13 protein-coding genes are annotated in these 14,275 nt (G+C 62.7%); 10 read left to right on the top strand and 3 right to left on the bottom strand.

What is annotated here, in order from left to right; all coding sequences use genetic code 11:
- Window positions 1-71: 71 nt before the first annotated feature.
- On the bottom strand, window positions 72-896 hold the full coding sequence (locus BXE_RS34065; RefSeq protein WP_011492670.1) for an isocitrate lyase/PEP mutase family protein: 825 nt from the start codon (window positions 894-896) through the stop codon (window positions 72-74).
- Window positions 897-956: 60 nt separating this feature from the next.
- Here BXE_RS34065 and BXE_RS46730 point away from each other — a divergent pair, with 60 nt between their 5' ends.
- Window positions 957-1,178: a hypothetical protein gene (locus tag BXE_RS46730; RefSeq protein ID WP_148311805.1), complete on the top strand. Its 222-nt coding sequence runs from the start codon at window positions 957-959 to the stop codon at window positions 1,176-1,178.
- Window positions 1,156-2,010 carry a phytanoyl-CoA dioxygenase family protein gene (locus BXE_RS34060; RefSeq protein WP_011492669.1) on the top strand — a complete coding sequence of 285 codons (855 nt, stop codon included), beginning with the start codon at window positions 1,156-1,158 and terminating at the stop codon, window positions 2,008-2,010. The genes BXE_RS46730 and BXE_RS34060 overlap by 23 nt, the downstream gene beginning before the upstream one ends.
- 68 nt (window positions 2,011-2,078) lie before the next feature.
- Here the strand turns inward: BXE_RS34060 and BXE_RS34055 are convergent, their stop codons facing one another.
- A complete protein-coding gene (locus BXE_RS34055) occupies window positions 2,079-2,990 on the bottom strand; it encodes a LysR family transcriptional regulator (RefSeq protein ID WP_011492668.1) in 912 nt (303 codons plus the stop codon).
- A gap of 92 nt (window positions 2,991-3,082) precedes the next feature.
- On the opposite strand from BXE_RS34055, the gene BXE_RS34050 reads away from it, so the two are divergent.
- Window positions 3,083-4,036, top strand: a complete 954-nt coding sequence (locus BXE_RS34050; protein WP_011492667.1) for a nitrilase-related carbon-nitrogen hydrolase — start codon at window positions 3,083-3,085, stop codon at window positions 4,034-4,036.
- 16 nt (window positions 4,037-4,052) lie between these two features.
- Here BXE_RS34050 and BXE_RS34045 read toward each other — a convergent pair whose 3' ends face one another.
- A complete protein-coding gene (locus BXE_RS34045) occupies window positions 4,053-4,925 on the bottom strand; it encodes a LysR family transcriptional regulator (RefSeq protein ID WP_040124429.1) in 873 nt (290 codons plus the stop codon).
- Between the two features lie 194 nt (window positions 4,926-5,119).
- Between BXE_RS34045 and BXE_RS34040 the strand changes: the two genes are divergently transcribed.
- From BXE_RS34040 to BXE_RS34010, 7 genes are all read left to right on the top strand, one after another.
- Window positions 5,120-6,085: a sugar ABC transporter substrate-binding protein gene (locus BXE_RS34040; RefSeq protein ID WP_011492665.1), complete on the top strand. Its 966-nt coding sequence runs from the start codon at window positions 5,120-5,122 to the stop codon at window positions 6,083-6,085.
- A gap of 71 nt (window positions 6,086-6,156) precedes the next feature.
- Complete coding sequence (locus BXE_RS34035) at window positions 6,157-7,767, top strand: sugar ABC transporter ATP-binding protein (RefSeq protein ID WP_011492664.1); 1,611 nt, start codon at window positions 6,157-6,159, stop codon at window positions 7,765-7,767.
- A 2-nt stretch (window positions 7,768-7,769) separates the two neighbouring features.
- Window positions 7,770-8,771 (top strand): ABC transporter permease, encoded by a 1,002-nt coding sequence (locus tag BXE_RS34030; RefSeq protein ID WP_011492663.1) that lies wholly within the window; start codon window positions 7,770-7,772, stop codon window positions 8,769-8,771.
- 43 nt (window positions 8,772-8,814) lie between these two features.
- Window positions 8,815-9,747 (top strand): ribokinase, encoded by a 933-nt coding sequence (gene rbsK, locus BXE_RS34025; RefSeq protein ID WP_407668645.1) that lies wholly within the window; start codon window positions 8,815-8,817, stop codon window positions 9,745-9,747.
- Window positions 9,748-10,445: 698 nt separating this feature from the next.
- Window positions 10,446-12,116, top strand: a complete 1,671-nt coding sequence (locus BXE_RS34020) for a CHASE2 domain-containing protein (protein WP_011492661.1) — start codon at window positions 10,446-10,448, stop codon at window positions 12,114-12,116.
- A gap of 2 nt (window positions 12,117-12,118) precedes the next feature.
- Window positions 12,119-12,499: a hypothetical protein gene (locus BXE_RS34015; protein WP_040124431.1), complete on the top strand. Its 381-nt coding sequence runs from the start codon at window positions 12,119-12,121 to the stop codon at window positions 12,497-12,499.
- 2 nt (window positions 12,500-12,501) lie between these two features.
- The gene (locus BXE_RS34010) at window positions 12,502-14,211 is read left to right on the top strand and encodes a M48 family metallopeptidase (protein WP_011492659.1); all 1,710 of its coding nucleotides are present in this window, start codon (window positions 12,502-12,504) and stop codon (window positions 14,209-14,211) included.
- Window positions 14,212-14,275: the final 64 nt, after the last annotated feature.

Genomic DNA, 14,275 nt, shown 5'->3' with positions numbered 1-14,275 from the left:
CGCCGCGTTCCGGTTCGGGCCGATGTCCGGCGGTGCCTTGCTCGACCCGACGCCGGCCCTGGCCGCATGCCTTACGTGCGATTACGGAACAGTTCGTCGAGTTGCGAGCCGGGCGCCGCGCCGGCAAAGCCGTCGAAGCGACCTTGAGCCAGCGACTGCGCGGCCTGCATGAACCCGCCCCATGCCGCACGGGCCAGCGCCCCGCCCACGCTGATGCGCCGCACGCCGAGCGCGGCCACGTCATGCAGCGTGAACGCCGACGTTGAACCGATCAGCAGATTGACGGGCTTCGGCGCCACGGCGGCGACCACGGCTTCGATCTGCTCGCGCGTCTGAATGCCTGGCGCATACAGGCAGTCGGCGCCGCCCGCGGCATAGGCTTTGAGGCGCGCGATCGTATCGTCGAGATCGGGCGAGCCGGCGAAGAAGTTCTCCGCCCGGCCAACCAGCAGCGTCTCGCCGCCGGTTTCGTCGATGGCGCGGCGCGCCGCGCTGATCCGTTCAACGGCGACCTCGACAGGGAAAAGCGGCGCGGCGGGATTGCCGGTGGAGTCTTCGATCGACAGTCCGGCAACGCCGGTGTCGACGGCAAGCCTGACGCTCTCGGCGACTTCCGCCGGATCGCGCCCGAAGCCGTTCTCGAAGTCCGCGTTGACCGGCAGGTCGGTTGCTTCGACGATCTGGCGCAAATGCGCGAGGATGAGATTGCGCGGCAAGGTGTTGTCGGCGTGTCCGGTCGACCAGGCAAAGCCGGAACTGGTCGTGGCGAGGGCCTGGAAGCCGAGTGTCTGCAGATAGCGCGCGCTGCCGGCATCCCACGGATTAGGCAGCACGAAACAGCCGGAGGTGTGCAATGCCTTGAAAGCGGCGCGTTTCTCGGTGACGGTGCGGGACATGCGTATCTCCTGAAGCGGACGAGCCAAAGGCGCCCGTGTTGTTATGCGATAGCGAGGTCGATGGACTTTATCATCCGCGAAATCCGGCCGGTTGTGTGCGAGATACGTGGGTTCGGAAAGCCCATGCCGGCACGCGTCGAAATGGAAAATAAATTCCAGAATTATTTAGTTGGCAATTATTCTTGCAGACAGGCCGGATCATCTTCTATGCTGGACGTGAAGCGCAGCCGCAACGCGGCGCGGCTCACAGGAGACAGTCGTGGAGAGGATCGAAACACATGACGCGACGCCCGGCGTGGTGGTCGAGGCACTGACGCGTGGCCCCGGCGCGATCTGCATACGCGGGCTGTTCAGCGAAAGCCAGATTGCCGAAGCACGGCGCGTGGTGATGGCGCATTCGGAGGATCGCGCGCAAACCGTCACGCACTTCCAGGGGCAGGCCGCGGAGGAACAGCGGCTTCATCTGCAGCGGCGGGTGTGGAATCTGCTCGCCAAGGGCGGCGTTTTCTCCGAGATGTCGGAGCAGCCGGTGATCGTCGGCGCGATGCGGCGCTTTCTCGGCGACGACTTCATCATGGGCTCGATCGCGGCCAACCGCATTCTCCCCGGCGGGCCCGGCCAGGAACCGCACATCGATTATCCGTACTGGGATTACCACATGCCGGATACGTTTCCACTCGGCATCAACACGTCGTTTGCGCTCAACGCGCAGGTGACGATTCCGCTCGATCCCTTTACCGCCGAGACCGGCGCGACGGCTTTCGTGCCGCATACGCAGCACGAATTGCGCTACCCGGCCGAAGGCGACCGGTTCTTCGAGCGTTGCCAACGCATGACGGCCGAACCGGGCGATGCGATTGTGTTTTTCGGCGCAACCTGGCATTGCGCGATGCCCAATCGCAGCACGCAGGACCGCAGCGCCGTGCTGATCCAGTACCTGCCGAAGTTCGTGAAGCCGATGGAAGACCTGCGTGCGATGGTCGGCGAAGATTTCGTCAGGCGGGCCAGCCCGACAATGCGTCAGTTGCTCGGCCTCAACTTTCCCTACCCGCAGAATCTCGACGAGATTGCCGTGGCGACCAATGCCGAGGGCCGCAAGAACGCGATGCGTTGAGGCAGGCCGATTGCACCCGTTCATTACGCAATAACGCACCGCATTGGCGATCCAATGCGGACATAGGTCTATGCATTCTGATCGCCTTGGGTAGCTGAATCCGCGCGCAAGGACTTCTTCGCCGCGCGAACGAACGCGACAAAATTGGCCACCACGGGATCTTCGCGCGTGGCGTGCCACGCCAATCCGACTCGCCACCGGCCGGCGGGGTCACGCAATGGCAGCACTCTTGCGTCGCGCAACAGGTATTGCGCGCGCGACGGCAAAAACGCCGCGCCGACGCCCGCCGCCACGCCAACGAGTACCGACTGGATGTCGTCGGCCTGCTGGATCACATTGGGCACGAAGCCATGTTCACCGCACCAGTGGTCGATCTGCGCCGCCAGTCCGGGGCCGCGTCCGCGTGACAGTGCAATGAAGCCGGGCTCGTTCAACTCCTTCAGATTCGACGGAATGCGTTTCCAGCGGGCGTGCTGCGGTATCGCCAATGCCAGTGCCTCGTCGAGTATCGGCAACGTGGCGAGGCCCGCGTCGGCCGGTAAGCGCAGGAAGCCGACGTCGAGCTTGCCGGTGCGAAGCCGCCGGGTCTGCTCCGCCGAAGAAAGGTCGTTGAGGGTGACGCTGACATTCGGATGGAGCTTGCGGAATTGGGCGATCAGTTGCGGCACCTCGTTCAGGGTCGAGAGTCCGAGACCGACGCGCAGATAGCCGCGCGTTCCACTGCTCGCCTCGCGGGCACGCGCGAGAATGTTGTCCGCGTCGCGGACCAGCGCTTCTGCATCGGCAAGAAACGTTTCGCCGAAGACCGTCAGTTCCGCACCGTGCCGGCCACGTTCGAACAGGCGCGCGCCAAGGCTCGCTTCCAATGCCACGATCTGCTTGCTCAGAGCGGGCTGGCTGACGTAAAGCGCTTGCGCGGCATGGCCAAAGTGCCGGAGTTCAGCGACGCTCAGAAAGGCACGCAGTAGTTTGAGTTCCATTCCACGAAGTGATTGAACGCATAGAATTTTTCATTTTACTTATCGAAGTGCGGGCGGTCCAATGGAGTCGTTCCATCCATCCGGTCGTGAAGATGTCGCCCTCCGCTGTTTCATCGCTTCGCGTCGCCGCCGTCCCGCTCGTTTCACGCCCCGGCGATTCGCTGCATAACGTTGCGCGCATTGTGGATTGCCTCGCGCTTGCCGCGCAGCACGAGATCGTCCTCGCGGTGTTTCCGGAGACCTGTATCAGCGGCTATGCGAGCCTGACGAAGCTCCATCGCGCCGAGCTCGATGCGCTTGCGGAGCCGCTCGACGGACCGTCGGTCAGCGCGGTTGCCGACGCGGTCGAACGCTTTGGCGTGGCGGCAGGCGTCGGCTTTATCGAGCGGGCGGCCGACGGACAGCTGTTCAACAGCTACGCCGTTTGCCTGCCGGGCGGGGCGCGGCATTGTCACCGCAAGCTGCATGCGTTCGAGCATCGGCGGATCAGTAGCGGCGATCGGTTCACCGTGTTCGATACGGCGTGGGGCGTGCGCGTCGGCATCCTGATCGGCGGCGACAATTGTCTGGTGGAGAATATGCGCATGACGGCGCTGATGGGCGCGACGCTGCTGCTCGCGCCGCATTGCGGTGACGGCGTGAACCGTAGCGGAGATCGTTCGGCGCAGCCGGTTTCTGTGGAGCAATCGATCCGATACCGGTTGCCGGCGCGAGCCGCCGACAACGGCATGTTCGTTGTCTTCAGCGAAGGAGTGGAAGCCGCCGGCCCTGAACGGCCGGGTGGGGCAGGGATGATCGTCGATCCGTGCGGTCGCGTGCTCGCCGAAAGCGGTGCGCAGGACGCACTCGTTTCCGCCAGTCTTGAGACGGGCCTGATAGACGGCAGCGCGGGGCGGCAATGGCTGCTGGCCCGTCGGCCGGAACTCTATGGCTTGTTGACCCGATCCGGCCATCATGCGGCGGATTTCGAGCCACGCAGCGTCTCGTCCCGAGGCGGGATCGCGATCAGTTTCGCGCAGGTCAGGCGCGACCGGCCGATACGGTAGCGTTCTTCAAACCACGTTAGCGGAAAATCTCGGCGATGAGGTTGGCCACGGTCCGGATCCGTTCGCTGTCGCGCAAAGCCGGATGCAACACCATCCACACGTCTTGATCCAGCGCCTTGATGTGCTTCTCCACGCAGACGAGGTCGCTCGTCGTGTCGCCAGCCAGTTGCGCAAGGACGCCGAGCCCGGAGCCGCCCAGAACGCCGTCGAATACGCCCATGCCATAGCTGCTGCGAAGCGAAGGCGCCGGAGCGCCCGGCAGCGCTTTCAGCCATTGCGTGGCCGGATGGTCGGGCTGCCGGTCGTCATAGCCGACGAACGAGAGCTTGTCCCACTCCTTCTTCACGATCGCCGCCCTGTGGCGAAGATAGTAATCGCGCGAGCCGAATAGTCCGAAACGAATCCGCCCGATCCGCCGAACGTACAGATCGCCCTCTTCCGGGCACTCGGACCAGAGGGCGATGTCCGCCTCGCGCCGCGCAAGGCTGTAGGGGCGGCGCGAAGTCAGCACCTCGATTGCGAGGCCGGGCAGCCTGTCCTGAAACGAGCCGAGCAGCTTCAGCAGAATGTACGACGGCCACTCGACGGCGTTGATCCGCACGGTGCCGTGCGCGGCCGAGCCGTCGTTCACGTCCGCGGCGCGTTCAATCTGGTGAGCGAGATCTTCCATCTGCTCCGCCCAGGCCAGCACCCGCGCGCCGAATGCGGTCACGGTGCAACCCGACGGCACCCGGTCGATAAGTGGTTCGCCGAGCCGTCTTTCCAGCTCGGTGAGGCGGCGCGACAGGGTAGGCGCGCTCAGGTCGCACGCCGCCGCGGCCGATCGCATCGTTCCCTCACGGGCGATGGCCACCAGAATCCGAAGGTCGTCCCAATCGACGTGTTCCATTTTTGAAACGGGAGATTTTGAAATTTGGCATAGCATAACGCAGTTCGCGAGGATAGGATTGGATCTGGCCATACCTGCCCGGCATCACGCGAGAAGATCCGCAAGGTCCGGCAAGACCTGGCAAGTGCGGCATTCCTGCCCATCACACGACTCAACGGCTCTCAGTAGACCGAACGAGCGATACGGAGACAACAATGATTCGCCATTTCCAACCGGCGCGGCGTCGCGCCATCGTAGCCGGCGCGGCCTTCCTCGCCGCGTCGATTCTGCCGGTGCCCGCGGCATTCGCCCAGGCTGCCCATAAACCGAAAGTCGCGCTGGTCATGAAGTCGCTGGCGAACGAATTTTTCCTGACCATGGAAACGGGCGCCAAGGATTATCAGAAGCAGAATCCGGCGAAATTCGACCTGGTGACGAACGGCATCAAGGACGAGACCGACACCGCGAACCAGATCCGCATTGTCGAGCAGATGATCGTCTCGAAGGTCGATGCCCTGGTGATCGCACCGGCCGACTCCAAGGCACTGGTGCCGGTCCTGAAGAAAGCGGTCGACGCCGGCATCATCGTGGTCAATATCGACAACAAGCTGGACGACGAGGTCCTCAAGTCGAAAAGCCTGAATATCCCGTTCGTCGGGCCGGATAACGCGAAAGGCGCGCAGAAGGTCGGCGACTACCTGGCCAAACACCTGAAGTCGGGCGACAACGTCGGCATTATCGAAGGTGTCACCACCACGACCAACGCGCAGCAACGCACGGCGGGCTTCAGGCAGGCCATGCAGTCGAGCGGCATGAAGGTCGTCGCGCTGCAATCGGGCGAGTGGGAAATCGACAAGGGCAACGCCGTGGCCAGCCAGATCCTCAACGCGAACCCGGACGTCAAGGCCTTGCTGTGCGGCAACGACAACATGGCGATCGGCGCCGTGTCGGCGGTGCGCGCGGCGGGCAAGCAGGGCAAGGTGCAGGTGGTGGGCTACGACGATATCAACGCGATCAAGCCCATGCTCGCCGACGGCCGCGTGCTCGCCACCGCGAATCAGTATGCCGCGAAGCAGGCGGTGTTCGGCATCGACACCGCTTTGAAGGCGCTCTCCGAACACAAGAAGCAGTCTGAATTGTCCGGCGTCGTCGAAACACCAGTCGATCTGGTCACCAGGTGAGATTGGTGCAACGCGTGGCCCGCTTCGTCCAGGGGCCGCGCGCCTGATTTACGTCCAGCCTGATCATTCCGATGTCCACTCCCATTCCCTCCCTTGCTGACGCACCGCCCGTGCTGTGTGTTCACGGCATCGGCAAGACCTATGCCGAGCCCGTGCTCGCCGACGTGTCGCTGGAACTGCGCGCGGGCGAGGTGCTGGCGCTGACCGGCGAAAACGGCGCGGGCAAGAGCACCCTGTCCAAGATCGTCGGCGGCCTCGTCACGCCGACTACCGGTTCGATGACCCTCGGCGGCGCGGCCTACGCGCCGGCCAGCCGCAAGGACGCCGAGGCGCTCGGCGTGCGCATGGTCATGCAGGAACTGAACCTTCTGCCGACTCTCTCGGTGGCGGAAAACCTCTTTCTGAACCGTTTGCCGCGCAACCTGGTCGGCTGGATCGACCGCGCCAGGCTGCGCGAGAACGCGCGGCACGCGATGGCGCAGGTCGGTCTCGACGCAATCGATCCCGACACGCTGGTGGGCACGCTGGGTATCGGGCATCAACAGATGGTCGAGATCGCGCGGAATCTGATCGGCGACTGCCGCGTGCTGATTCTCGACGAACCCACCGCCATGCTGACCGCCCGCGAAGTCGATCTGCTGTTCGAGCAGGTCGAGCGGCTCAAAGCGCACGGTGTGGCGCTGGTGTACATCTCGCACCGGCTGGAAGAATTGAAGCGTATTGCGCGGCGTGCAGCCGTGTTGCGCGACGGCCGGCTCGTGCACGTCGACGAGATGGCTAACCTTTCCACCGACCGTCTCGTCACCCTGATGGTGGGGCGCGATATCGGCGACAGGATCGATCTCGGCGAGCGGCGTATCGGCGAGGTGGCGTTCAAGGTCAGCGGCATGACGCGCGAGCCGGTGGTGCGCGACGTGTCCTTCGAGGTCAGGGCCGGCGAGATTTTCGGCATCAGCGGATTGATCGGCGCGGGCCGCACGGAACTGATGCGGCTCATTTACGGCGCGGACCACGCGGACGCCGGCAGCGTCTCGCTCGGCCGTGGAGGGGCCGCACCTGAGCCAGTGACGATTGCCTCGCCGTCGGACGCCGTGCAGCACGGCATCGCGCTCATCACGGAAGATCGCAAAGGCGAGGGGCTTCTACTGACCCAGCCCATTGCCGCCAACATTTCGCTGGGACACTTGCGCGCGGTGTCGAACAAGGGCGTGGTGGACGGGCGTCGCGAGGCGGCGCTGGCGCGCCGGCAGATCGACGCCATGCGTATCCGCAGCGCGGGACCGTCACAACCCGTGTCGGAACTCTCGGGCGGGAACCAGCAGAAGGTGGTGATCGGGCGGTGGCTTGCGCGCGATTGCACGGTGCTGCTGTTCGATGAACCGACGCGCGGCATCGACGTCGGTGCGAAGTTCGATATCTATGCATTGATGGGCGCGCTGGCTCGCGAAGGCCGTGCTCTCGTGGTCGTATCGAGCGATCTGCGCGAATTGATGGCGATTTGCGACCGGATCGGGGTGATGTCGGCGGGACGGATGACGGGCCTGTTCGAGCGCGGCAACTGGACTCAGGACGCGCTGCTGGCCGCGGCGTTCGCAGGCTACGCGAAGCGCGATGACCTGCTGCACGAACCGATCGAACCCGACGCCAAAGCGCCCGACGAAAGCAAATTAGTGGAGTATTGAGCATGACCGTGGAAACCAGCCTGCCTTCGCTGCAGAACGAGCCGCCCAAAAACGCGAAGCCGCTCGGCACGCGCCTCGGATTTTCGAACTACCTCGGGCTGCTCGGCGCGCTCCTTGGAATGATCGTGCTGTTCTCGCTGCTGAGTTCGCACTTCCTGACCTACGAGACGTTCAGCACGATCGCGAACCAGATTCCCGATCTGGTGGTGATGTCGATCGGCATGACCTTCGTGCTGATCATTGCCGGCATCGACCTGTCGGTCGGCTCGGTGCTGGCGCTCGGCGCCGCGCTCACGAGCGTCGCGGCCTTGCAGTGGCATTGGCCGGCGTTGCCCGCGGCTTTGCTCGGCATGGCGGGCGCGACGCTGACCGGTTGCGTGACCGGTGCGATCACCGTGGCCTGGCGGATTCCGTCGTTCATCGTCTCGCTCGGTGTGCTCGAAGCGGCGCGCGGTCTCGCGTATCAGTTGACCAACTCGCGCACGGCTTATATCGGCGACGCGTTCGATTTCCTCTCCAATCCCATTGCGTTCGGCATCTCGCCGGCGTTCATCATTGCCATTGTGGTGATGGTCGCCGCGCAGTTCGTGTTGACGCGCACGGTTTTCGGCCGCTATCTGGTCGGTATTGGCACGAACGAGGAAGCGGTACGTCTTGCGGGTGTCAATCCGCGGCCCTACAAGATCGCGGTATTCGCGATGATGGGTCTGCTGGCCGGACTCGCTTCGCTGTTCCAGATTTCCCGGCTCGAAGCCGCGGACCCGAATGCCGGACAGGGTATCGAATTGCAGGTGATCGCGGCAGTGGTGATCGGCGGAACGAGTCTGATGGGCGGGCGCGGTTCGGTGACGAGTACCTTCTTTGGCGTGTTGATCATTTCGGTGCTCGCCGCTGGGCTCGCGCAGATCGGCGCGACGGAGCCCACCAAACGAATCATCACGGGAGCCGTCATTGTCGTGGCCGTGGTGCTGGATACGTATCGGAGCAGGCGTCGCGCCGGATAATTGGATTGGTGGCGTGAAGGGGTGGTGACAGGAGAAAATGAAAGTGTCGAAAGAAACGAAGCAGGGCCGGGTTCTGGTAGTGGGCAGCATCAATACGGACCTTGTGGCCCGCGCGCCGCATTTGCCGCGCCCGGGCGAGACGATTGGCGGACACGAGTTCTCGCAGGTTGCAGGGGGCAAGGGCGCGAACCAGGCTGTCGCGGCCGCGCGCATCGGTGCGCGGGTGGCCATGATCGGATGCGTCGGGAGCGACGCGAATGGTGCGCAGCGGGTCAAGGATCTGGAGGTGGAAGGCATCGATTGCAGCGGGGTCGAGGTCCATCCCACCCAACCGACCGGCGTTGCGATGGTCACAGTGTCGGACGACGGCCAGAATACGATCGTCGTGGTCGCAGGCAGCAACGGCGAACTCACGCCGCAGAGCGTGGCTCGCCATGAAGCGGCCATCAAGGCGTGCGACGTCGTGGTGTGCCAACTCGAAACACCTTGGGATTCCGTTCACGCGACGCTCGCGCTTGCCCGTCGGCTGGGCAAGATCACCGTGCTGAACCCGGCGCCGGCAACCGGGCCGCTGCCCGCGGAGTGGCTGCCGCTTGTCGACTACCTCGTGCCGAATGAAGTCGAGGCCGCCATTCTGGCCGGCCTGCCGGTCGAATCGCAAAGCGGCGCGCGGCGCGCGGCGACGGAGTTGCAACAAGGCGGCGCGCACAATGTGATCGTCACGCTTGGCGCGCAAGGGGCTTATCTTCTGGTGGAAGGTGGCGAGGGCAGGCATTTTCCCGCGCCGCAAGTGCACGCCGTCGATACCACGGCTGCGGGCGATACTTTTATCGGCGTTTTTGCCGCGCAACTCGCCTCGCGGCAACCGCTGGAAGGCGCGATCAATCTCGCGCAACGCGCGGCGGCGATTTCCGTGACGCGCGCCGGCGCGCAGCCTTCGATACCGACTCGCGCGGAAGTCGATAACGCCGCCTGACGCGGATGCCCGTTGTGACATGAGGCGGTTCGTATTGCCGCTTCCGGCGGCTCGACGTTGATTGACGCGGGGCCGCCCACCAACTTCGCCACTGCGATCACGAAGGCATAGGGGGTTGCCGATGCGGATGCATTCGCGAGCAATACGGATTTGTTCGACACGTTGACGATCGCTTACTTTCCTGATCCTGCGTATGCTACGCAGACGCAAAAGTGCGTACCTGGACAGCGATACTGCAAGTGGTGACGATCACTTATCTCACGCAGTTCGATAACAGCCGGGTTTTTTGGCCTTTATACCGATTTGCTGATGCCGCCTGTGCCGCTAATGGTGCAAACCCCGCCGCAACTGAATAGTCGTTATCCGCCACATGTCGGCATTTTCCCGGTTTATTGTTTGAGCGCTTGAATCGCATTAGCGCGGCCAATGGCGGCGGATTGCTAACTATCGGCTGATGTGCCCAGCGCGGGCTTCGCCTGGATGGACTGAAAGAGGTGGCAGAATATTAGTCATCCAGACGAAAAATAAAAAGGCGCGTGTCGCGGCTGTCTTTATTCATACTTAATCGTCGCGCTGAAAAATTGACAGGTAATTGCTTCGCTTCGTGTTTACCCGATGAAAATTAAACTAACGTAAAGATTGAGGATTTTCTAGACTGCTTTCTGTCGTTTCGTTCCACTGACATTCCAGGCTGGGAAATGGCGACGCAGAACGGAAAACAGGAGCGGGGAAAAGAAAAGCACGAGAAACCCGGCTGGAGGCATTTGCTCGGGCGCGCGGCTTTATCGGTGCTGTTGGGCCTTCTGCTTGCTCTCGTGGTGCCAACTCGCTTCACCGAAGAAATGGGCGCGCAAACGATGGCACGCTACGCGGCGCCATTCTCCGGTTACTGGTTCGACGTTGGCAGCGAGCACGAACGCGACCTCGACCGCGAGTCCGAAATCAGGCGCGAGCGCGGGAAGGTCAACGAGCATCCGCGGACGGTGTGGAATGACAAAGACATCACCGTCCTCGTAATCGATCGCGAAGCGCTTAAGGCGAAGCAGGAAGGCTGGCCTGCACGTTACCCGTTTTACACCTGGCTGCTTGGCGTTCTGAACGCGCATCCACCGGCGAGCGTATTTGTCGACGTGATTCTTTCGCAGCCTAAGGGCCCGGGATTCGACGACTTCAAGCGGTCGCTCGCAGAACTGATATCGAAGAAAACGGGCGTCTATCTGGCAGCCCGCAGAACAGAAGACAACAGGCTTGCCACCAACGACGACCTTGACGAGGATCAGGCGTTGAAGGCGGTGAAACGCGTGGGCATTGAATTTTCTGCCCATGCGGTGGACCGGCTGGCGTGGACTTATCCGCTCGTCTATGCAAAGGAAGAACACAACGGCGAGCAAACAATCGGCGTCAACCGGATTACGGACAAGGATATGAAATGGCGCAACCCTTCGCAAGGTAATTGCCCATTGAGTGCAGCGTTCGCGATTTACGAGGATGTGTACGGCAGGGGCGACCTGGAGGCGCAGTGCGATGAGCCCCGCTTAATGTCGGTTACCTGGCCGCTCGACACGGCTGAGGACGGTTTGCGATGGCTCGATTCCGATGACGAAGAGAGCGAGGCGCGCCGTGCGTTTTTGCTGCGAGTGGACACGGGCGATCACGACGAGCAGATGTATTGCACTTCGAGCGACAGCGAACTCAGGCTTCTGTGGCGCGCCGAGTCGCGCGCATTCTTACGCCCGACCAGTCGGCCGCTCTGTGTGCACTACCGCACTATCCACGCAAGTCAAATCGAACAGATGTCCGTTGACGAACAGGCCGCTGCGTTCCGGGATCGCATTGTGATGATCGGAACATCATTCGATTATTCGAACGACTTTGTCCTCTCGCCGCTGAATGACCGCATTCCGGGCGTGTTTCTGCATGCCGCCGCACTCGACAATCTTTTTAGTCATCGAGGTGGGCTGGATAACATCGAGGCGTGGGAGCCTCAACTCGACATGCCCGCTGTCAGGTGGGGCAAGCTTTTGTTCCTGAGTGTGATCGGCTTTGTTGCGATTTTCCTCATTGCCGGCGCCAAGAAATGGGTTCGGCAGGAATTCGCGCGTTTCTATCATGAGCGCCGGCATTGGAACAGGCGCTTTTCCTTGCACTGGTGGTGTGCAAAGGCGCTCACCGCCATTTTCAATATCGCGTTGTTCTGTCTGAGTGGATTTGCGCTCGTGGCATTTGGCGTGGGGATGATTGTGTTCGGTACGCACTTGCATATGCCGTTCCTGCTGATTGCCCATGTCCTCGCCTGCACTATCGCAGTTGAATGGCTCGAGTGGAGCGAACACCTGTTTAACTGGGTCACGGATAGCAAGGAGGATTGATCATGCAACAAGTTCGAGATACCCGGCAGCGGATCAAATACGCATTCCTGACCGTGACGGCGGCCATAGCGGTCAGTGCCGCAGCGAGCGGCACGGCCTCGGCTCAAGCCCCGACTTATGTCGATGCGCAGAAACCGGGCGGAACAGTGAAGCTCTACAGCGCTCCGGACATAAAAAGCAGTGCGATCGACGCTCCGACCTTGCCGCTTCTCGTACAAGGCGCGTCCCAACACGACTTCTACCCCGTGAAAGTCGACGGCAAGCCGTATTGGGTGGACGGCATGGATGTGAAGGTTGTTCGTAGTGCGCAGGCCCGCTGTAGCCAGTCTGCCGGCATTCAGGCAGCCGGCACGCTCGGTGCGGCCGCCAACCGGTGCCAATAATCATGCACAGCGGACGCCGATACTTCTGCAGTGCATGCGCAAGCCTTTTCCTCGGCGCATGCGCGGACGTCAAACTGCCGGGCAGCCTGTCGAATCTGAACATCGGCGGCGGTTCGCCGAAAGGCGCCGTGACGCTCGACACCGTCGGCTCCATTCCACCGCCGCCTGCTCGCGACTGGCCCGACATCAGGCTCGATTTGATGAACGCGCGCGCCGACGGCTGGGGTCTCGTGCCGATGCCCGAGATGGAGGCGTATCTGAACGGCCTGCTCGCGACGATCAAGAAGACCGCCGGCACACCGAACTACCCGGGCTCTGTGCATATCATCTCCGAGAATGGGCTGAACGCGAACTCGAGTCCGGGCGGCAACATCTTTGTGTCAGTCGGCTGGTTGCAGTCGGCTGAATCGGAAGACGAGATATTTGCGATCCTCTCTCACGAATTTGGTCATATCTACCTGAACCATCACGCGATTTTCGACGCGCGCACGGCCGGCGATACATCGCTCGCCATCGTGTCGCTCGCCTGGACGGTGACGAACAAATCGCCCACCTCCAACACATGGACCGGCGTGGACAATATCGCGGTGGTGCAGACACTCGGCACACGCGTGCTGTTTCCCGCCTGGCAACGCAGCGTCGAGGAACAGGCCGACCGGTTTGGTGCGACCATCAGCCTTCGTTGCGGCTACTCCTACGTCGACGGTTTCAAAGCTTTCTTCGAACGCGTGATTGCGTACGATCAGGACGCCAAAGCGCGGCGTCAGAAACTGCGCGAGAAGCAGCTTCAGGCGGGACGAGAGAAGGCCGGTCAACAGGCCGCGGCGCAGGCGCGTGCCCAGCCGGTCGCGCCTGCGGTAGGCGGCGGCGCAGCGCAAACGGTGAACCAGCTCAGCAGTATCGGCGAGCTGCGCGACGCGGTCGGGCAGTACACCTCCGTGCGTGCGGGTGCGCAGGCGAGCGTCGCGGAGAATCTCTTCGACGCGCGGGCGGTGATCGACGATCAGATCTCGGCTCAACTCGAAACGCTGCACGACGATCACGGCGATCCGGCCGCGCGCGAAGATAACCTGACCGAACTCGTGCGCCCCATGCTCGGAGACAAGCGGCCCGACCCGCGAATCGAACCGTGGAACGCAGCCCGAAAGCGCGGCTCCACTGCGCTCATTCTGGCCCACTACAAGGCCATATCCGACTTGCAGGATCTGCAGGCGGCAGGGAACTATCCGCAGGCGCTGCAAGTGGCGGGTACGGTCGCATCGGGTCCGACAGCGGACCATGCCTATCCCGTGTTTCTGCTGTCCAACCTGATGACGCTATCGCGTTCGGCGCCGTCCGATACACAGACGCAGGTGCTGCGGCGCAATCTGGGGTCGCGCGACCGCTCATGGGCGGTGCAGACCAATCTCGCCAACCGTATAGGACAGAGAGACGCGAAGCAGGGCGAGGCATTTTTGCTGCAGCAATTCGAATATTTTGGAAGGACAGCGGTGACCTGGCCGGGTGTCATCTCCTGGTATCGCGAGCATGGCGATGTCAACCGCGCGAAGCAACTGTCCCTTTCGTGCACGGCGGAACATCCTGAAATGCGCGCTGCGTGCGTCGCCGCCTCGCAGACGCCCGCGCAAAAGAAGAGCGACGATCAGGCAGGCGGATTCAGTAAAGCAGTCGACAAGATGCTCGATCAGGCGAAGGGGCTGTTACCGAAGTGAATGTCGAGGCGCGCGGCGACCGCTTTTCAGGCGGACAGGGCCGCCACGGGGCCGATGGCGTTGG

It is taken from the genome of Paraburkholderia xenovorans LB400 (assembly GCF_000013645.1).
In the GTDB taxonomy this organism is placed as follows: Bacteria; Pseudomonadota; Gammaproteobacteria; order Burkholderiales; family Burkholderiaceae; genus Paraburkholderia; species Paraburkholderia xenovorans.
The sequence above is the reverse complement of the archived record's forward strand: the minus strand, read 5'-3'. Positions and strand labels throughout refer to the sequence as shown.

Excerpts from the sequence above, each read along its gene's own strand:
- BXE_RS46730 (WP_148311805.1), top strand. The coding sequence starts at position 957 with ATGGACTTTATCATCCGCGAAATCCGGCCGGTTGTGTGCGAGATACGT.
- BXE_RS34040 (WP_011492665.1), top strand. The coding sequence starts at position 5,120 with ATGATTCGCCATTTCCAACCGGCGCGGCGTCGCGCCATCGTAGCCGGC.
- BXE_RS34065 (WP_011492670.1), bottom strand. The coding sequence starts at position 896 with ATGTCCCGCACCGTCACCGAGAAACGCGCCGCTTTCAAGGCATTGCAC.
- BXE_RS34015 (WP_040124431.1), top strand. The coding sequence starts at position 12,119 with ATGCAACAAGTTCGAGATACCCGGCAGCGGATCAAATACGCATTCCTG.
- BXE_RS34035 (WP_011492664.1), top strand. The coding sequence starts at position 6,157 with ATGTCCACTCCCATTCCCTCCCTTGCTGACGCACCGCCCGTGCTGTGT.
- BXE_RS34030 (WP_011492663.1), top strand. The coding sequence starts at position 7,770 with ATGACCGTGGAAACCAGCCTGCCTTCGCTGCAGAACGAGCCGCCCAAA.
- BXE_RS34045 (WP_040124429.1), bottom strand. The coding sequence starts at position 4,925 with ATGGAACACGTCGATTGGGACGACCTTCGGATTCTGGTGGCCATCGCC.
- BXE_RS34050 (WP_011492667.1), top strand. The coding sequence starts at position 3,083 with ATGTCGCCCTCCGCTGTTTCATCGCTTCGCGTCGCCGCCGTCCCGCTC.
- BXE_RS34055 (WP_011492668.1), bottom strand. The coding sequence starts at position 2,990 with ATGGAACTCAAACTACTGCGTGCCTTTCTGAGCGTCGCTGAACTCCGG.
- BXE_RS34010 (WP_011492659.1), top strand. The coding sequence starts at position 12,502 with ATGCACAGCGGACGCCGATACTTCTGCAGTGCATGCGCAAGCCTTTTC.
- BXE_RS34020 (WP_011492661.1), top strand. The coding sequence starts at position 10,446 with ATGGCGACGCAGAACGGAAAACAGGAGCGGGGAAAAGAAAAGCACGAG.